We start from the raw sequence: 17,929 nt of genomic DNA, 5'->3' as shown, positions 1-17,929 counted from the left end.
AGGAATCACGATGACCACGACCACCTCCACCGAGCGCCGTCTCGACGTCCGGATGAGTCCGAAGGACCTCATCAACATCGGCATCTTCGCCGCGCTCTATCTTGTCGTCCTCTACGCCATCAACATGATCGGCTTCGCCAGCCCGGTCGCCGTGCTCGTCTCGCTGCCCGCGAGCATCGTTGCCTGCGGGATCCCCTTCATGCTGTTTCTCACCCGGGTGCACCATGCCGGCGTGGTCACGATCTTCGCGGTGATCACCGGCGGGCTCCTCCTACTCGGCGGCCATCCGCCGATCAGCTTCGCGGTCACGATCGTCTGCGCCCTCGTCGCGGAAGCAATCCTGTGGTCGGGACGCTACCGATCCCGCCGGCTGAGCGTGCTCGCCTACGCCGCCTACTCAGCCTGGTACGTCGGACCGATGTTGCCGATCTTCTACGCCCGTCACGACTACTTCTCCAGCCCTTCGATGCAGAACATGGGCGCCGACTACACCCGGCAGATGGAGGACTTGCTCTCCCCCGCGGTAGTCGCTGCGTTCGACGTCTCCACGATCTTCTTCGGCCTGCTCGGCGGGCTGCTCGGCCTGCGGCTGCTGCGCAAGCACTTCGAGAAGGCGGGACTTGCGTGACGTCAGCCCCGCTCGCCCTGGCTGAGCGCACGGCGGGTCGACCCGCTGGTCGCGCCCGGCGTCTGGATCCGCGGACAAAGGCGATCCTCGTCCTGGCGAGCAGTCTGGTCGTCATGGCGCCTGGCGGTACGCCGTTCATTCCTGCGGCCATCGTCCTCGGTGTGCTGCTCGCACTCAGCGAGGGCGCCTGGGCGCGCGCCGTCCTTCTGCCGCTCACGTCCGCGGCCGTCGCGGCCGCCGCCTATCTGCTGCCGATGGCGCTGCCGTACCCCGTGATCGGCTTCGTCGCTGCTTTTGCCGCGTATCTGCTGCGCTTCGCGGCCGTCGGCGGCGTCGCCCTGCACCTGCTGCGTACCACCACGCCGACCGAGCTCACCGCCGCGCTGCGCGCCGCCCGGATCCCCCGGGCGATCACCACGTCCGCGGCCGTAATGCTCCGCTTCCTCCCGACCATCGCTACCGAGGCTCGCGCCGTCAGGGACGCCATGCGTCTGCGCGGTGTCGGCGGTTGGGCAGGCATGCTCCGGCACCCGGTACTGAGCATCGAGCGCTTCACCGTTCCGCTCATCGCCTCGAGCCTGCGGGTCGCTGAGGACCTGTCCGCAGCGGCGCTCCTGCGCGGCCTCGGATCCGCCACACGCCCCACGGCCATGCACCCGCCTCGCCTGGGCGTCGCAGACCTCGCGGCCGTCGGCCTGGTAGCGGCACTGGTCACGGCCACAGTCCTGTGGTGATTCACATCGAAGGTGTGCGGTGGACGTACGCCGGCGCGACCACGCCGAGCCTCGACGACCTGACGCTCGACGTACAGCGCGGTGAAACGGTCGTGCTGTGTGGCCCCAGCGGATCGGGGAAGAGCAGCGCCCTCAGACTCATGAACGGACTCGTGCCGCATTTCCACGAAGGCCGGCTCGACGGCTCCGTCCACCTGGACGGGCGAGCGGTCGCGGACCTGTCGCTGGATCAGCTCGGCCGCCTGACCGGCACCGTGCTGCAACATCCACGTCGCCAGTTCTTCACCGGCAGGTCCGAAACCGAACTCGCCTTCGCGATGGAGAACTTCGGCGAACCACCCGAACAGATCCGCGAGCGCGTCGCCGCCGGCATCGACGAGCACGGTCTGACCGGCTTCGCGGGCCGACGACTGCAGGACCTGTCCGGCGGCCAGCAGCAACAAGTCGCCTGCGCCGCGGCGGCTACCCATCGTCCGCCCGTCCTTCTGTTCGACGAACCCACCTCCAACCTCTCCGCCGCCGCGATCGAACGCTTCACCGCCACCCTCGCCCGGCTGCGCGCGGACAGAGCCACCGTCGTGATCGCCGAACATCGTCTGCACTTCCTCCGCGGCCTCGCCGACCGCGTCGTCGTCCTGCGCGACGGCGCTGTCCACCGGCAATGGTCGGGTGAACAGTTCTCGACACTCGACGACGACGCCCTCCGCGCCGAAGGACTGCGGAGCTCCGTCCCGCCACCACGCCCCAAGCCGCTGCGGGCCCAAGGACTCGGTCCCAGCATCGACCATGACACAACCTCGATGACGGCGTCCGGCACCGGCGTGACCCTGCACGCCGTCAGCTGCGCCTTCCACGGCCGACGTGTACTCGACATCGAAACGGCGTACCTGGCCGCCGGTGTCGTCACCGCGATCACCGGTCCGAACGGCGCGGGCAAGAGCACCCTCGCCCGCATCCTCACCGGCCTGCAACGACACCAAGGCGAGATCCTTCTGGACGGTCGCCGGTTCACCCGATCGCAACGCCAACGGGCCGGATCGATCGTCATGCAGGACGTCCAGCGTCAGCTGTTCACCGACACCGTCGAGGCGGAGCTGCGGCTCGGCGCATCCCGCGATGCCGGGCAGGAGCAGCGCTTGCAGGCACTCCTGCGCGATCTCGACCTCGACCCTGTCCGGGACCGCCACCCGCTCTCGCTGTCCGGCGGACAACAGCAACGCCTCGTCGTCGCCGCGGCCCGCCTCAGCGGCCGCCGGATCGTGGTCTTCGACGAGCCCAGCTCCGGTGTCGACCGCCGCCATCTTCACTCCATCACCCGGGTCATGCGCGACCTGGCCGGCGAGGGCGCAGTCGTCATCCTGATCACCCACGACAGTGAGCTCCTCACCCACACCGCCGATCAGGAGCTACGGCTACGTCCCATCTCGCCGTGACCGCGCACAGAGCCGGGGCCCGCGGTCGTTCGGTCTATTGATAGTGAAAATCGTTTTCATGTAATCTGAGGACTGCTCGGGATGTCCCGGGCCGTCCAGTTGTGAGGAGAACGAGCATCATGCGTCCTGTCCCAGCACGTTGGGTCCATCGCACCGCGCGGTGGATCGTCATCGGCGCGCTCACCGCCATTGCCTCCGCGTCGACCGCGGCCTGCTCCACCGCTCCCCCGACCGCCTCCGCCGGAGGCAACGGTCAAACCGTCCAGGTGGTTGCCGCGGAGAACTTCTGGGGCAGCATCGCTGCCCAGCTCGGCGGCAGCCACGTCAACGTCACCAGCATCATCAACAACCCCGCGTCCGATCCGCACGACTACGAGGCGACCGCCGCGGACGCGCGCACGTTCGCCGACGCGCGATACACGATCGTCAACGGCATCGGGTACGACGCCTGGGCCTCGAAGCTACTGGCCGCGGCACCGGCGAACAATCGCACCGACCTCACTGTCGGCGATCTGCTCGGCATCAAGCCGGGCGGCAACCCACACCGTTGGTACTCCCCCGCCGATGTCCACACGGTGATCGGGAAGATCACCGAGGACTACAAGGCCATCGACCCGACGGATGCGGCGTACTTCGACCAGCAACGGGCCACCTTCGAGAACACCACACTCGCGCCGTACCAGAGGCTCGTCGCCGACATCAAGGCGAAGTACGCCGGTACGCCGATCGGTGCCTCCGAGTCGATCGTGTCGCCGCTCGCCGACCAGCTCGGACTGCCGGTGCTGACCCCCATCGGCTTCCTCAACGCCATCAACGAGGGCTCGGACCCGACTGCGGCCGACAAGGCGGCCATCGACCACCAGATCGCCACCGGGCAGATCAAGGTCTACGTCTTCAACAGCCAGAACGCAACGCCGGACGTGCGCGCCCAGGTCGCCGCGGCCAAGGCGAAGGGCATCCCCGTGGCGACGGTGACCGAGACACTGACACCAGCCGGCGCGTCCTTCCAGGACTGGCAGGTACAACAGTTGCAGGCGATCCAGCAGGCACTAGCGACGGCGACCGGGAAATGACCGACGAACGACCGGCGGTCATCGAGCTGAGCGACGCGGCCGTACGTGTAGGTGGGCGCACGCTCTGGGGCGGCGTCGACCTCACCGTCCGGCACGGCGAGTTCGCCGCCGTCCTCGGCCCGAACGGGGCCGGCAAGTCGACCCTGCTCAAGGTCCTGCTCGGCTTGTTGCCCTCAGCAACGGGACGGGTCCGGGTCCTGGATGCGGCGCCGGGGCATGCCGGTCGCCGGGTCGGCTACCTTCCACAGCGCCGCAGCTTCGACCCAGGGCTGCGCATCCGCGGAACCGACATCGTCCGCCTCGGACTCGACGGCCACCGGTGGGGTCTTCCCCTTCCCGGCCGCGGCGGACGCAACGCGGCGGCCGGCACCCGGGTCGCGGAGCTGATCGAACTGGTCGGCGCGTCGGCGTACGCGAACCGGCCGATCGGCCAGTGCTCAGGTGGGGAGCAGCAACGGCTGCTCATCGCCCAGGCGCTCGTCCAGCGCCCGGAGTTGTTGCTACTGGACGAGCCGCTCGACAGTCTCGACCTGCCCAACCAGAGCGCGATCGCCACACTCATCGGCCGGATCTGCCGCGAGCAGGAGGTCGCGGTCATGATGGTGGCGCACGACGTGAACCCGATCCTCCACCACCTTGACCGCGTGATCTACCTCGCCGGCGGCAAGGCCGTCTCCGGTCCACCCGGCGACGTGATCACCTCGGACACCCTGTCGGTCCTGTACGGAACGCGGGTCGACGTACTCCGCGCTTCCGACGGCAGGATGGTCGTCGTCGGAGATCCAGCAGCGCCGGCGGTGCACGCCGACGCCTCCGAGCGGGGAGGGATGCACCATTCCGCCGCTTGAAGGCCCCGAATGGTCCTGGAACCTGATCGCGGACATCCAGCAGGCGTGGGCCTACCCGTTCATGGTCAATGCCTTCCGCGCCGGCACGATCGTGGCCGTCATGGCCGCGACCATCGGCTGGTTCATGGTCCTGCGCCGGCAGACGTTCGCCGGCCATACGCTGTCCGTCGTGGGATTCCCGGGAGCCTCGGGAGCAACCCTGCTCGGCATCAGCGCCGGACTCGGGTACTTCGTCTTCTGCGTCGGCGCGGCCCTGGTCATCGCGGCGCTCCCCCGCGCCGGACAGCACCGGCAGTCGGAGGAGTCCGCACTCACCGGCACGCTACAGGCGTTCCTGCTTGCCTGCGGCTACCTCTTCGTCGCCCTCTACAAGGGCTTCCTCAACGGCGTCAACGCGTTGCTGTTCGGCAGTTTCCTCGGAATCACCAACAGCCAGGTGACACTTCTCTTCGTTGTCGCGATCGCAGCGCTCGCCGGCCTGGCCGTCATCGGCCGCCCGCTGTTGTTCGCATCGATCGATCCGCACTTCGCGGCGGCCCGTCGGGTCCCGGTCCGGCTGCTGTCTGTGCTGTTCCTGATCCTGCTCGGCGCAGCCACCGCGGAGGCCGCCCAGATCACCGGCGCGCTGCTGGTCTTCGCGCTTCTCGTCCTCCCGGCGGCCACCGCGCAGGCAATCACCGCACGCCCGGCCGCCAGCCTTCCGCTGGCCGTCGCGATCGCCCTCGTCGTGACCTGGCTCGGCCTGCTGACGGCGTACTACTCGCCGTACCCGGTCGGCTTCTACGTCTCGACGTTTGCCTTCGGCACCTATTGCCTGGTCCGGTTCGGGCGGCAACTGCTGGACCTGACGGATTGCCGTCCGGGCGGATTGCTCGAGGAAGCCGGATGATCCTCGCCGGTCCGCTGGGACACCCGTTCTTCCACCATGCGCTGCTGGCCGGTACGGCGATCGCAGTGGCTGCCGGCCTGACCGGATACTTCCTGGTACTGCGGGCTCAGGTCTTCACCGGCGACGTACTCGGTCACACGGCGTTCACCGGCGCACTGGCCGCACTCGCCGTCGGCTTCGACCTGCGGGTCGGACTGTTCGGCCTGACCGTCGCGGTGGCGATGCTCTTCGGCATTCTCGGCCGGACCGCCAAGGTCGACGACGTCGCGATCGGCAGTCTCTTCTCCTGGATCCTGGGGCTCGGGGTGTTCTTCCTGACCCTCTACACGACGTCGCGAAGCGCGGCGAACGGCAGCGCGGGGGTGCGGGTGTTGTTCGGCTCGATCTTCGCACTCAGCGGCGGCCAGGCCGCCTTGGCCGCAGCTGTTGCCGGCGGCATCTGCCTGGTGATGGTCGTGATCGCGCGTCCGTTGCTCTTCGCCTCCATCGACGAGGCGGTGGCGGCAGCCAGCGGTGTTCCCGTCCGGCTGCTGGGCTTCGGTTTCCTGATCGTGGTCGGGGCCTGCGCGGCCGAGGCGACCCAAGCAGTTGGTTCGTTGCTGTTGCTCGGACTGCTGGCTGCCCCGGCGGGTGCGGCCCAACGTCTCACCGACCGGCCCTATCGAGGACTCTTGCTGGCGGCCGGACTGGCAGTGCTGGAGATGTGGACCGGCCTCGTGGCCGGCGCCTACATCCCCAGCATGCCGCCGAGCTTCGCGATCCTGGCCGCCGCCACTCTCGTGTACGCGGCGACCTTTCTCGTTCCGTTCATTCGGACCGGCAGCGGCTACAGCTGATTCCTGTCCGGTAGACGGTGAGCCTCGATGCTGCCGTCTCGCGCAGCCGTGACGAGCACCTGCGGGCCGGCCCAGGCCAGGGCGGCGACGCCGTCGCTCAGCTCGAACGTGCGCACCGGCCGCTGGCGGGCCTCGGGTCGTCCGTTGGTGACTCGCCAGAGTGCGACCGTGCCATCGGCGCCCCCGCTGGCGAGGTGCCCGAGCGTGCCGGGCCGCCACGCCAGTGCCGTGATCGTCTCGTGCGCGTTCAGCAGGCGCGGCGCGGTGCCGTTAGGCCCCTTGCCGGAGAAGTCCCAGACGGTCAGATCCGGCGCACCGTCGGCGGCGAGCCATCGGCCGGTGTCGTCGAACCCCAGCCGGGACACCTTTTCGGGGTAACCCGCCATGGTCAGCTCGTCACCATCACGGCTGCGCCAGATGTGGATCGAGGCGTCCTGATTGCCGCTGCAGATCCAGCGGTCGTTGGGCGAGACGGCCAGCGCGAGGTGCGATCCGACGTACGGATAGGTGGCGACCGGTGACGCCTGATGCCGCTCGTGACACCGCACGGCGCCGTACGCCGCGACCGCCAGCCGACGGCCGCCGCGCAGCCACTTCACGTCGGTGACCGTACTGGCCGCCGCCTCGGTCGCCCACAACTCGTTGCCATCGGCATCGAGAACGCGCGCATAGCGACCGGAAGCCACCGCGACCCTCCCGTCGGCCCAGGCCGCGGCCTGCGACCAGAGTCCGGTGGCCGCGGTCACGACGCGACCATCGGACCGGCGCCAGAGGGCGTAGCCGCCAGGCCCGGTCACCGCCACGTGCTGCGCGTCCGGCGACAACGACGCACGGAGTGAGCCGCCGTCCAGCGCCAGCTCACCGACAACCTCGCCCGTGCCGAGATCCAGCACCCAGGCCGGACCGGCAGCCCCGGCGATCGCGACCAGATCCCCTGCCGCGCTCAGCGAGACCGGCGCGTCGTCGACCTCCTGGCGCCACAGTGAGTCGGTCGCGGTGATCGTCGCGTTCACACCGCCACCTTTGCCGTCATGAGGCAGTCGGCGAAGCCACGCTCGAGCTCGTCCCGATCGAGGTTGCGTCCGATGAAGACCAGACGGTTGCGGCGAGTCTCAGCGTCGCGCCATTCGCGTCCGCCTTCGGCGAGCAGCAGCATGTGAACGCCCTGGAAGACGTACTGCTGATCCGATCCGGCCACTGCCAGAATTCCCTTCGAGCGGAAGATGTCCGCTCCCCTGGTGCGCAGCAGCCCGCCGAGCCACTCGTTGATCCGATCCCCGTCGACCTCGCCCTCGACGTCGAGGCCCACCGATGTGACGCTCAGATCGTGCTGGTGGTCGGTGTCGGTGAGGAACTTCGGATCGTCGGCGAGCACCCGGTCCAGGTCGAAAGCGCCGACATCGAGGACGCGCTCCAGCTCGACCGCGGCATGAGCGGTCGGAATGATCTCCACCGGCGTGTTGATGGCCCGGATCCGCGACACCACCTGCTCGATGGTGGCCTCGTCGACCAGATCGGTCTTGTTGAGCACGATGCGATCGGCGAATGCAATCTGCTCGACTGCCTCGTTCTCCACACCCTCGGGCTTGACCTCGTCCAGATGCGGCAGCACGTGGGCCGCGTCGACCAGGGTCACGATGGCATCCAGCCGGAGCTCGGAGGCGATCTCGTCGTCCATGAAGAACGTCTGCGCCACCGGCGCCGGGTCGGCCAGCCCGGTCGTCTCGATCAGGATCCGGTCGAACTTGTCCCGGCGGCGCATCAGCGCACCGAGGATGCGGATCAGGTCGCCGCGCACGGTGCAGCAGATGCACCCGTTGTTCATCTCGAAGATCTCTTCCTCGGCGTCCAGCACGAGGGCGTCGTCGATACCGACCTCGCCGTACTCGTTCTCGATGACGGCGATGCGCAGGCCGTGCTGCTCGGTGAGGATCCGGTTCAGCAGGGTGGTCTTGCCCGAACCCAGGAAGCCGGTGAGGACGGTGACCGGGACGCGGTCGTCCGTGGCCTCGGCAGCGGTGGTGTCGTCGGTCATGACAGGTTCAGGCTCCTTCGGGGGCTTGTTCAGGTTCTGTCTGGATGAGGTCTCGCAGGTCGGCCGGAGTGATCTGGTCGACCGGTCGGTGGAGGGTCCAGCGGCGCGCCTCGCCCGCCATCGGCAGAACGGCCACGACCGTCTCCACCGGCGGACAGCCGGGCTCGGTGCAGTCGAGCTGGCGAATCATCACCGCCGTCTCGTCATCGAGGTCGAGCAGTTGCCGGACCGACTCCTTCAGTGCGGAGAGGTTCGGTGATCGGCCTGGTGGCCGGAGGCCTGACGGCACGGTGGTTCTCCTTTGCTGACGGCGGCCGCACAGCGGGCGCAGACGCCGGTGAGTTCTACGGTGTGTTCGACGCTGGTGAAACCGGCTGCCTCGGCCGCCGCGTCGGCCCACACCTCGACGATGTCGGAGTCGACCGGCCAGCTTCGCAGGCAGCAACGGCAGACCAGATAGTGGCTGTGGCCGACTGCCCGCCGGTGCCGGAACAGCCGGCTGCCGTCCTGTTCCCGGATCATGTCGATCCGCCCGGAGTTCTCCAGATCACGCAGCGTCCGGTAAACGGTGGTCAGGCCGACGGTGGTGTCTCCTTCCGAGATCACGCGGTGAAGATCCTGTGCGGAGACGAAATCGCCGCAGCTCTGCAACGCCGCCAGCACGGCGGACCGCTGGCGTGTCCGGCGCAGACCGATCCGGCCCGAAGCCGTGGCCAGCCGCTGCATCCCGTTCTCGCGCATCGTGGACTCCCTTGTCGACGGGCGCCGTACCAGCAGACTAAATGAATATGATTTCCATGTCCATTACACCCGGCCGGCGTCCTGGCGAGACGTTCTCGAGCGCATTCGGTCGGTCCGGCCTGCGCGGGGCCAGGCGGATCTGCGCAGAAGCCTCAGCCCGTTGAGTCCGACGATGACCGTGGATCCTTCATGACCGGCCACCCCGAGCGGCAGCGGCAGATGTCCGGCCAGATCCCAAACCGCCAGGACGGTCATGAAAGACGCCGCGATGATCAAGTTCGCCACGACGACGCGCCGGGCCCTGCGCGACAGCGCGATCACCGCGGGCACCGTCGAGAGGTTGTCCCGGACGATGATCGCGTCCGCCGTCTGCAGCGTGAGGTCGGACCCGGCGCCACCCATGGCGATGCCGGTGTCCGCGGCCGCCAGGGCCGGCGCGTCGTTGATGCCGTCGCCGATCACGGTGACCTTCGCGCCTGAGGTCTGCATCCGACGTACATGCTCTGCCTTCTGATCGGGCCGTAGTCCGGCGCGCACATCGTGGATCCCGACGCCCGCGGCCACGGTTCGAGCCGCGGTGGGATTGTCGCCCGTCAGGAGGATCGGCGGCCGCTCAGTGAGGCGCGTCAGTCGGCGGACCGCGTCAGGAGCCTCAGGGCGGAGCTGATCGACCATTCCGAACGCGGCTGCGGATTCGCCGTCCACTGTCATGACCAACACCGTCGCGCCCTCGAGCAGCAGCGCCGTCAGTGCCTCCGCGGCGGCGGAGGTGCTACTGCTCCGCACACCGGCCGGAGAACCGATGCGAACTTCGCGGCCGCGCACAGTCGCGTGCACGCCTTGTCCGGCTGTGGCCGCGAAGGCATCGACCGGGACGAGCGGCAACTGCCGCGCGCGGGCAGCGGCCACGATCGCCGCAGCCAGCGGGTGTTCGCTGGGATGCTCGGCCGAGGCCGCGAGTCCGAGGGCCTCGTCCTCGCTGAGCCCAGAGCCGGGCAGGGTGAGGATGCGGGCTAGGTACGGCGTACCGCGCGTGAGCGTCCCGGTCTTGTCGAGAGCGATCTGCGAGGTTCGGCCGAGCAGCTCCATCACCACGGCGGATTTCACCAGCACGCCCTGGCGTCCGGCGTTCGCGATCGCCGCGAGCAGGGGCGGCATGGTGGCAAGCACGACCGCACACGGCGAGGCGACGATCATGAACGTCATCGCCCGCAGCAACGTCGGTGTGAACGGTTGCCGCAGTAGCAGCGGGATGACGAACAGCGCGACGGTCGCGGTCACCATACCGACGGAGTAGCGCTGTTCGACCTTGTCGACGAACAGCTGTGTCTTGGCCTTGGTCCGGGTGGCTTCGGCGACCAGCGCAGCGATCCGGGCGACCACGGATTCGCCGGCGGTCCGGTCGACCCGGACCTGCAGTGCGCCCGATCCGTTCATGGTTCCTGCGAACACTTCGTCTCCGGGCTGCTTGTCGACCGGCATCGACTCTCCTGTGATGGTCGCCTGATCGACCTCACTCGCGCCGTCGACAACGGTCCCGTCTGCGCCGATGCGGATGCCTGGCCGCACCAGGATCACGTCGCCGACCACGAGGTCGACCACCCGCACCGTTTCCTCGCCGTCGACGTCGGTATGCGAGGGGCGAATCCGGACAGCGGTGTCGGGAGCCAGGTCGAGGAGTCCACGGACCGAGTCCTCGGTGCGCTTCGTGGCGATCGCCTCCAGCGCGCCGGAGGTGGCGAAGATGACGATCAGCAGCCCGCCGTCGAGAACCTGACCGATCGCGGCGGCGCCGATCGCCGCCGCGACCATCAGCAGATCGACGTCCAGCCGCTTCTCGCGCAGCGCACGCAGCCCGGCCACACCCGGCTCCCAGCCGCCGGACGCGTAACAGGCGAGAAAGAGAGGCCAGGACACCCACCGCGGAGCACCGCCGAGCTGGGCGGCCAGGCCCGCGAGGAACAGCCCGGTCGCGGTCGCTGCCCATCGGACCTCGGGCAACGACCACGTGCTGCGCCGCCACCACCGCCCACGCAGCCGGCCGACTGGAGGGCCAACAGCGGTGGTCGTCGCCTCGAGATCAACCGTCACCAGAGCATCGTATCTGCGCAAGCATGCATGTACGCAAGCAGGAGAGTGTTGCTAGGCTCCAGGCATGCACTCGTCGATCGACAACTTCGAGATGCCCAACGAGGAACAGGTTCACCTCGCGGCCGAGTCCTTCCGGCTGCTCGCGGATCCGACCCGGATCAAGGTGCTGTGGGCGCTGCTACAGGGCGAGTCGTCCGTGGCCTGTCTGGCCGAGCTCGCCGGCGCCGCACCCACCGCGGTCTCCCAGCACCTGGCGAAGCTGCGGCTCGCCGGGCTGGTGAAGGGGCGGCGCGAGGGGACCTTCGTGTACTACTCGGCCGCCGACGACCACGTGAAAGGGCTGCTCGACCAGGCACTGTTCCACGCCGACCACCTCGACGGCGACCTGCCGCACAAGGATGCCCGATCTGCGACGACCACCCGGGGCTGATATTCAACGACCGCTCTCGGGCGGGTAACCCCGCCGGTCAGCCGCGGGCCGGGCGCAGAAGGCGCAGCGGCATCCAGCTGCGCTTCCCCTGTCGGGCGCCGACGAGCCGGCAGACGACGTAGATGACGAACGAGATGGTGGTCACATACGGACTGATCGGCAAACTGCCGCCGAGGGCCAGCAGGATGCCGCCGACGAGTGACACGGTCGCGAACACGACACTCAGCACGGGGACAAGCCACGGCGCAGCGGCCACTCGCAGAGCGGCAGCCGCGGGAGTGACCACGATGCTGAGCACCAGCAGCGCCCCCACGATCTGCACCGAGATGGCGACCGCGAGGCCGAGCAGGAGCATGAAAACCAAGGACAGAGCCCGCACCGGCACGCCCCGCGCCGCGGCCTGCTCCGGATCGGAGCTGGCGAACATCAGCGGCCGCCAGACGATCAGAAGTCCCAGCAGGACGACCACGCCGGTGACGATGAGCCAGGACAGTTGCGGAGTATCCACTGCAACAATCTGCCCGGTCAGCAGGCCGAACTTGTTTGCCGCACGCCCCTTGTACAGGCCGAGGAACAGCACACCGAGGCCGAGCCCGAACGGCATCAGCACTCCGATGATCGAGTTGCGGTCGCGCGCTCGGCTCCCGAGCGCTCCGATCAGCACAGCCGCCAGAATCGAGCCGGCCAGCGAGCCCGCCACGACGTTGATGCCCAACAGCAACGCCCCGGAGGCCCCCGCGAACGACAGCTCGCTGATGCCGTGGACGGCGAACGGCAGATCGCGCATCATCACGAACACGCCGATCAGTCCGCCGACGACGCCGAGCGCCACGCCGGCGATGATCGAGTTGCGGACCAGGGACAGCAACTCACCGTAGTCGGTGAAGTTGAAGATCTGATGCCAGACATCGACATCTGTACTTGCGGCCAGGATCGACATCCTCAACCAGCCTGCAGACTCGGCGCACTGTCATGCGCATGGTGTGGATCCGGCCACTCGGGAACGCCTGCCACCAGGACCCTACCGCCGGAACGGATGACCTCGACCGGAGACTCGTAGAGGTCGCTGAGCGTGGCCGATGTCATCACTTCGTCGATCGTGCCCATCCGGAAGCGTCCGCCGGCCAGGTACAGCACCCGGTTGACGTACGGCAGCGCCGGGTTGATGTCGTGCGTGACGAACATGACCGCGGTGTCATGCGTCCGGCGGCGGCGATCCACCAGACCGGAGACCGTGCGTTGGCTGCTGAGGTCCAAGGACAACAGGGGCTCGTCACACAGCAGCAGCTTCGGATCGGCCACCAGCGCCTGGGCGATACGGACCCGCTGCTGCTCTCCACCAGACAGGACCCCGATAGGCCGGTCGGCGTAGTCCCCCGCGCCGACCGACGCGAGCATGTCGTCGATCTGCCGGCGACGCGCTCGATCAGGTCGCCCGATTCCCCAGCGGTGACCATCGAGCCCCTGACCGACCACATCGCGGGCGCGCAGTGGAGTGAGGCTGTCGATGCGCCGATGCTGTGGCACATAACCGATCTTCGTACTGCCTTGGTGCGGTGGCGCACCGACGACTCGAACAGTGCCGGACAGCAGTGGCTGCAGACCGAGGACCGCCTTCAGCAGACTCGTCTTTCCCGATCCGCCGGCGCGGAGGACCGCCAAAAACTCCCCCGGCGCCAGATCCATCGAGAGGCCGCCCCAGAGCCGACGCTGCCCGTAACCGAACGAGGCATCGTCGAACTGCAGGACAGGCTCCGACATCGTTGTCTGATTCAGCATCGACGGGTCAGGACAGTGCCGAGCGGATGGCGTCGACGTTGCTGGTCATCCAGGCCAGGTAGTCCTTGCCGGCCGGCAGGGTCTCCGTCACCGGCACGACGGCCACTCCGTTCGCCTTGGCCGCCGCCAGCACCTTCTCGGTCTCGGGGCCGGAGGTCTGCTCGTTGTAGGCCAGCAACTTGACCTGCTTCGAGCTGAACAACCCGAGCGTCTCCTGCAACACCGCCGCCGGGACATCGGTGCCCTCTTCAATCGCCTCGCTGAACTCCCCCGGTGTCTTGTTCACCAGTCCGCACGCGGTCAGCATGTACAACGGAACCGGCTCGGTGATCGCGGCGCCGGCACTGTTCGAGGTCGTCTTGATCGACGCCTCCGTGGCCTCGAGCTGCTTCACCTTGTCGGCGAAGGTGGCCGCGTTCGCGGTGTACGTCGAACTGTTCGCGGAGTCGACCTCGGACAGCGTCCCGGCCAGCTGGGTGGCCAGCTTCTCGACGGTCGGGAAGTCGTACCAGACGTGCTCATTGAGCTCTCCGCCGGCGGGGGCGGTCTTGCCGGAGATGTTCACCACATTGAGCACCTTGGCCGACGTGTTCTTGGACGCCTTCAGCATCGTGTCCATGAAATCGTCGTAGCCGCCGCCGTTCTCGATCACGACCTTCGCCTTCGACAGCGCCAGCTGCGTCTGCGTGTTCGCCTCGTAGGAATGCGGGTCCTGATCGGGGTCGGAGATGATCGATGTCACCTCGGCCTTGTCACCCGCGATCTGCTTCACGATGTCGCCGTACACATTCGTCGACGCCACGACCTGAATCGCGGCCGCGGGCGACGATGTGCCGGCCGCACCGGCGGCGTTGTCATCTCCGCCGGACGAACCGCATGCGGAGAGCAGCAGGACCGCCGCCGCACCAGCCAGGACTCCAACCGAACTACGCAGCCTCACAGCGCACCTATCTCTCACCAACTGATAATGAAAACCATTCTGCGATCACGTTAGCACCCGCGAAAGGGGACCCGGCAAGCACTCCGGGAAACTCCCGCGGGACAGGTTGCATAAATATATGACTATGTATTAACGTCACTGCCGTGGCTGACCGGCGATACGTTTCAGCGAGCGAGCTCTTCAGAACGCTGTCCGCACCCGTGCGGCTGGCGATCATCGATCACCTCACCAAAGGCCCGGCGGCCGTGCACGCACTGGTCACTGCCACGGGCGAGTCGCAGCCGTTGGTCTCTCAGCACCTGCGACTGCTCCGGGCGATGCGGCTCATCCAGGTCGAGACGCAAGGACGCGAGCGAATCTATTCCCTCACCGATGAGCACGTCGCCCACATCGTCAGCGACGCCATCCGCCATACGCAGGAAGACAATCAGGAGGAAGCACCAGCATGACCACGACCCACGCCGAACACGTCGCCCATGAGCACCAGCACGGCGACAACTGCGGGCACGTCGCCGTCCCGCACGGCGACCACACCGACTACGTCCACGACGGCCACCTGCACAAGTCCCACGACGGGCACGTCGACGAGTGCGAGCCGGCCGACCACGCTCAGCACGCCGGCCACGAGCACCAGCACGGTGCCAACTGCGGCCACGTCGCCGTCCCGCACGGCGACCACACCGACTACATCCACGACGGCCACCGCCACGCGGCCCACGAGGGCCACTACGACGACCACTGAGTCGCCACGGTCGGGGCCGACCTCAGGTAGGGCCCGACGGCCAGATAACTCAACGAGTAATGATCTGCACACCCGCCGCGGCGTCGCCGGCACTGACGCGAAGGCCGTGTTCTGCCAACTCCGCGGTCAACTCGGCCGGAGTGAGCACGTACCACCGATCCGACGCGGTGAACTCGGTCACGACGTCGCCGTCTTCTTCCACGCGATAGGTCATGTGCCAGGTCACCGAGTCGCAACCGCCCGGTTCTGCCGCCGCTGAGCCGCTGTAACGCCGGCGGCCGATCACAGCCTCGCCCATCGGCGCATCCGGCACGGCCTCCGGCTGATAGGGCGGATAAAGGTTCAGCACAGCTCGGCCGCCAGGGGTCAGCTTGACTCCGAGGACTGCCCACAAAGCCCTCCGCTCGCCTGGCGTGAGGTGTCCGATCACGTTCATCGCAATCAGGCCCGAGATTCGATCGGGTAGTTGCGCGGACAACACGTCATCCGCCAGCACCGTCACCCGCTCGGTCAGGGCGCTGTCGCCCGAGATCCTGGTCAGCAAGGCCGTGCGCAGAGCGGCGTGCGGCTCGACTGCGATGATCTCGGCCACCGGCAGCGCATCGGCCAGCACGACAACACCTTCGCCACTCCCCGCGCCGACGTCGACCACGGGGCCTGCCGTCGCATCGAGCCCCACCAGGGCCGCCGCCAAGGCCGGCCGTAATCCCGCCCAAGCGCCTGGCAGCAACAAGGCGACATACTCGGCAGTGCGGTCGTAGAAATAGCCACCGGTCGATTCGCTCATTGCATCCCTCCTTGTTGAAAACGATACTCGTTTCAGAATACTGTTGCGATCGGATTCACAACGAGGAGTCGTCATGTCCGGACTGAAGTTGACAGAGCTTTCCGAGCTCACCTCGACCGAGCGCGACCAGGCCCTGGTGCACCTGGTCGAGCGGATCCAGCACAGTCCGCCGTACTCGTACCGGACTGGTGAGATTCGGGCTGCGAGTCAGTGGTTCCCGCCACTGGTGTCGAAGTCGCGGGAGACTGTGATCGCGGAGCTCGACGAACGGCCCGTCGGGTACTGCGTCTCGCTGCCGATCGCGGCGTACGGGCAGCTGGACAACCTGCTCGGCGAGCTTGCGGTCGATCCCGCGACCACCGAGTACCTGGCCGAACTCGGCGTCGACGAGACCGTCCGCCGCCAGGGGATCGCGAGCGCGTTACTGAGTCGCCTGCACGATGGGCTGCCGTCGGCGACTACGGCGGTGCTGATCCGGACTCTTGCCGACAATCACCCGGCGATCGAGTTCTACCGTCGTCAGGGGTACCAACTGATCGACGGCGTCACACAGGAGTGGAACGGGCGCGGCCGGATCTTCTTGCTCCGGCGGAAGCAGACAGCATAGGGCAGGTGGTCCCCCAGGCCGGTGGAGCGGCCTGGGGGACCTGATCGGTTACGGCTGGACGGTGAACGTGTAGGTCTTCTGTCCGGTGGAGATTGCCGTGCCGCCTGCAGTCGTCGCGGTGACTTCGAAGACGGCGGTGTAGGTGCCGGCCGCTTCGAAGGCCCAGTTGGCGTGGGCGTGGGTGTTGATCGCGATCGAGCGGTTGTCCGGCAGGCCGTTGCCGCTGTCGAACCACACGGTCGGAGTTCCGAACGAGTTGGTCGTGTAGACGCTCAGGTCGGCCGGACCGTTCACGGACACCAGCTTGATAGTGACCGTGTTCCCGGACAGCACGCCGCTCGGCACGCCCTCGGTGTCGAACCCGGGCCAGACGATCCCGCTCATCTGGGTCTGCGGCAGGATCCACACCGGCGAACCCGGCGTACCTAGGAACGAGTACGCCGAGTTGGACGGCACCGTCGTCTTGCTGGCCGATACTGCGTTCAGTACGACGTCAGCCGGCTGCCGGTCGACCGGCGGAGTCACCGTGCTGTCGAGGAGGTCGAGGGTCAGCGCGGAGCCGGTCCAGTCAACATCGACCGCGTCCACGTGACCCGAGGAGATGGTGGTGACGGCATGCGCTGGAGCCACGGTGAGGACCGCCGCCACCACACCGGCGATCAGGCTGCCGGCGAGCCGCCCGGCCTTCACTGGCCGACCTTGAAGCAGTAGGTGGCGATCGCGGAAACGGTCTTGCCGGTCGCGGCGACCTTGCCGCTGACCCGCACTTTCAGTCGGTAGTTCCCCGGGGCCTCGAAGGCCCAGTTGGCGTGCATATGTCCTCCCGCGGAGGTGTTGATGGTGTCTGGCAATCCGTCGCCGCTGTCGGCGAGGACGGTCGGCGCGCCGAATGGATCGGTGGTGAAAATGCTGAAATCGGCCGGTCCGCTGACGCCGACCACGTCGACCTTCAGCGCGTCGTTCGTGAACACGCCGGACTCGATCTCCTCGGCGCCGATCCCCGGCCACAGCAGCTCGGGATCTTGGACCTGTGGCAGAACCCAGGCACTGCTGCCCGCCGTTCCGAGGAAGCTGTACGACGGGTCGTCCGGCACGGCGATCTCCGCCGCCGGCTTGGCGACCAGCTGTACTTCGGACGGGGAGTACTCGACGCCGTGCTCCTCGTCGTGGATGTGCAGGTCGAACACGCCGTTCTCGAAGGCGATGCCGACGACGTCGACATGTCCTTGGTCCAGCACCACCTTCGATGCCGCATCGGCCGGCAATGCGACGCCGGCGAGCGCGAGGACTGCCACGGTGGGCAGGACCACGCGGTAAGGCTTGCGCATAGAATTTC

21 protein-coding genes and 1 pseudogene are annotated in these 17,929 nt (G+C 67.8%); 11 read left to right on the top strand and 11 right to left on the bottom strand.

The window, feature by feature from the left end:
- The first annotated feature begins 10 nt into the window (after positions 1 to 10).
- The 7 genes and pseudogenes from E0H75_RS10665 to E0H75_RS10635 all read left to right on the top strand — a co-directional run bounded on the left by E0H75_RS10665 (position 11) and on the right by E0H75_RS10635 (position 6,441).
- On the top strand, positions 11 to 628 hold the full coding sequence (locus tag E0H75_RS10665) for an MptD family putative ECF transporter S component (protein ID WP_131513313.1): 618 nt from the start codon (positions 11 to 13) through the stop codon (positions 626 to 628).
- Positions 625 to 1,362, top strand: coding sequence for an energy-coupling factor transporter transmembrane component T family protein (locus E0H75_RS10660; protein ID WP_202872951.1), 738 nt, complete (start codon positions 625 to 627; stop codon positions 1,360 to 1,362). The genes E0H75_RS10665 and E0H75_RS10660 overlap by 4 nt, the downstream gene beginning before the upstream one ends.
- Entirely contained in the window at positions 1,359 to 2,795 is a 1,437-nt protein-coding gene (locus E0H75_RS10655; RefSeq protein ID WP_131513311.1) for an ABC transporter ATP-binding protein, read from the top strand. Before E0H75_RS10660 ends, E0H75_RS10655 begins: the two co-directional genes overlap by 4 nt.
- Before the next feature lie 119 nt (positions 2,796 to 2,914).
- Positions 2,915 to 3,868: a metal ABC transporter solute-binding protein, Zn/Mn family gene (locus E0H75_RS10650; protein WP_131513309.1), complete on the top strand. Its 954-nt coding sequence runs from the start codon at positions 2,915 to 2,917 to the stop codon at positions 3,866 to 3,868.
- A gap of 14 nt (positions 3,869 to 3,882) precedes the next feature.
- A pseudogene (locus E0H75_RS10645) lies at positions 3,883 to 4,716 on the top strand (metal ABC transporter ATP-binding protein); the annotation flags it as partial.
- A gap of 61 nt (positions 4,717 to 4,777) precedes the next feature.
- On the top strand, positions 4,778 to 5,605 hold the full coding sequence (locus E0H75_RS10640; RefSeq protein WP_131513306.1) for a metal ABC transporter permease: 828 nt from the start codon (positions 4,778 to 4,780) through the stop codon (positions 5,603 to 5,605).
- A complete protein-coding gene (locus E0H75_RS10635) occupies positions 5,602 to 6,441 on the top strand; it encodes a metal ABC transporter permease (RefSeq protein ID WP_131513305.1) in 840 nt (279 codons plus the stop codon). Before E0H75_RS10640 ends, E0H75_RS10635 begins: the two co-directional genes overlap by 4 nt.
- Here the strand turns inward: E0H75_RS10635 and E0H75_RS10630 are convergent.
- The 5 genes from E0H75_RS10630 to E0H75_RS10610 form a co-directional block, all read right to left on the bottom strand.
- A complete protein-coding gene (locus E0H75_RS10630) occupies positions 6,432 to 7,454 on the bottom strand; it encodes a WD40 repeat domain-containing protein (protein WP_131513304.1) in 1,023 nt (340 codons plus the stop codon). The genes E0H75_RS10635 and E0H75_RS10630 overlap by 10 nt on opposite strands.
- Positions 7,451 to 8,476, bottom strand: a complete 1,026-nt coding sequence (locus E0H75_RS10625; RefSeq protein WP_131513303.1) for a CobW family GTP-binding protein — start codon at positions 8,474 to 8,476, stop codon at positions 7,451 to 7,453. Before E0H75_RS10625 ends, E0H75_RS10630 begins: the two co-directional genes overlap by 4 nt.
- Positions 8,477 to 8,483: 7 nt before the next feature.
- Entirely contained in the window at positions 8,484 to 8,765 is a 282-nt protein-coding gene (locus E0H75_RS10620) for a hypothetical protein (RefSeq protein WP_131513302.1), read from the bottom strand.
- Complete coding sequence (locus tag E0H75_RS10615; RefSeq protein ID WP_202872950.1) at positions 8,714 to 9,217, bottom strand: Fur family transcriptional regulator; 504 nt, start codon at positions 9,215 to 9,217, stop codon at positions 8,714 to 8,716. Before E0H75_RS10615 ends, E0H75_RS10620 begins: the two co-directional genes overlap by 52 nt.
- Before the next feature lie 63 nt (positions 9,218 to 9,280).
- On the bottom strand, positions 9,281 to 11,308 hold the full coding sequence (locus E0H75_RS10610; RefSeq protein ID WP_165553616.1) for a heavy metal translocating P-type ATPase: 2,028 nt from the start codon (positions 11,306 to 11,308) through the stop codon (positions 9,281 to 9,283).
- Between the two features lie 64 nt (positions 11,309 to 11,372).
- Between E0H75_RS10610 and E0H75_RS10605 the strand changes: the two genes are divergently transcribed.
- The gene (locus E0H75_RS10605; RefSeq protein ID WP_131513301.1) at positions 11,373 to 11,738 is read left to right on the top strand and encodes an ArsR/SmtB family transcription factor; all 366 of its coding nucleotides are present in this window, start codon (positions 11,373 to 11,375) and stop codon (positions 11,736 to 11,738) included.
- 37 nt (positions 11,739 to 11,775) lie between these two features.
- On the opposite strand, the gene E0H75_RS10600 is transcribed toward E0H75_RS10605, so the two are convergent.
- The 3 genes from E0H75_RS10600 to E0H75_RS10590 are packed head-to-tail and all read right to left on the bottom strand — an operon-like array spanning position 11,776 to position 14,457.
- Complete coding sequence (locus tag E0H75_RS10600; RefSeq protein ID WP_131513300.1) at positions 11,776 to 12,678, bottom strand: metal ABC transporter permease; 903 nt, start codon at positions 12,676 to 12,678, stop codon at positions 11,776 to 11,778.
- Between the two features lie 2 nt (positions 12,679 to 12,680).
- Positions 12,681 to 13,499, bottom strand: coding sequence for a metal ABC transporter ATP-binding protein (locus tag E0H75_RS10595; RefSeq protein ID WP_131513299.1), 819 nt, complete (start codon positions 13,497 to 13,499; stop codon positions 12,681 to 12,683).
- Between the two features lie 25 nt (positions 13,500 to 13,524).
- Positions 13,525 to 14,457, bottom strand: a complete 933-nt coding sequence (locus E0H75_RS10590) for a metal ABC transporter solute-binding protein, Zn/Mn family (protein WP_131513298.1) — start codon at positions 14,455 to 14,457, stop codon at positions 13,525 to 13,527.
- Positions 14,458 to 14,600: 143 nt separating this feature from the next.
- Between E0H75_RS10590 and E0H75_RS10585 the strand changes: the two genes are divergently transcribed.
- Both E0H75_RS10585 and E0H75_RS10580 read left to right on the top strand, forming a co-directional pair.
- Complete coding sequence (locus E0H75_RS10585) at positions 14,601 to 14,906, top strand: ArsR/SmtB family transcription factor (protein ID WP_165553614.1); 306 nt, start codon at positions 14,601 to 14,603, stop codon at positions 14,904 to 14,906.
- Entirely contained in the window at positions 14,903 to 15,199 is a 297-nt protein-coding gene (locus E0H75_RS10580) for a hypothetical protein (protein WP_131513296.1), read from the top strand. Before E0H75_RS10585 ends, E0H75_RS10580 begins: the two co-directional genes overlap by 4 nt.
- Positions 15,200 to 15,248: 49 nt before the next feature.
- On the opposite strand, the gene E0H75_RS10575 is transcribed toward E0H75_RS10580, so the two are convergent.
- On the bottom strand, positions 15,249 to 15,986 hold the full coding sequence (locus E0H75_RS10575; RefSeq protein WP_131513295.1) for a class I SAM-dependent methyltransferase: 738 nt from the start codon (positions 15,984 to 15,986) through the stop codon (positions 15,249 to 15,251).
- A 73-nt stretch (positions 15,987 to 16,059) separates the two neighbouring features.
- Between E0H75_RS10575 and E0H75_RS10570 the strand changes: the two genes are divergently transcribed.
- Positions 16,060 to 16,593, top strand: a complete 534-nt coding sequence (locus E0H75_RS10570) for a GNAT family N-acetyltransferase (protein ID WP_131513294.1) — start codon at positions 16,060 to 16,062, stop codon at positions 16,591 to 16,593.
- Positions 16,594 to 16,641: 48 nt separating this feature from the next.
- Here E0H75_RS10570 and E0H75_RS10565 read toward each other — a convergent pair whose 3' ends face one another.
- Positions 16,642 to 17,283, bottom strand: coding sequence for a choice-of-anchor M domain-containing protein (locus E0H75_RS10565; RefSeq protein WP_131513293.1), 642 nt, complete (start codon positions 17,281 to 17,283; stop codon positions 16,642 to 16,644).
- Positions 17,280 to 17,921 carry a choice-of-anchor M domain-containing protein gene (locus E0H75_RS10560; protein WP_131513292.1) on the bottom strand — a complete coding sequence of 214 codons (642 nt, stop codon included), beginning with the start codon at positions 17,919 to 17,921 and terminating at the stop codon, positions 17,280 to 17,282. Before E0H75_RS10560 ends, E0H75_RS10565 begins: the two co-directional genes overlap by 4 nt.
- Between the last annotated feature and the right edge of the window lie 8 nt (positions 17,922 to 17,929).

Source organism: Kribbella capetownensis (assembly GCF_004331485.1).
Classification (GTDB): Bacteria; Actinomycetota; Actinomycetes; order Propionibacteriales; family Kribbellaceae; genus Kribbella; species Kribbella capetownensis.
Note: the sequence above shows the minus strand (reverse complement) of the source record. Positions and strands in the feature narration are given on the sequence as shown.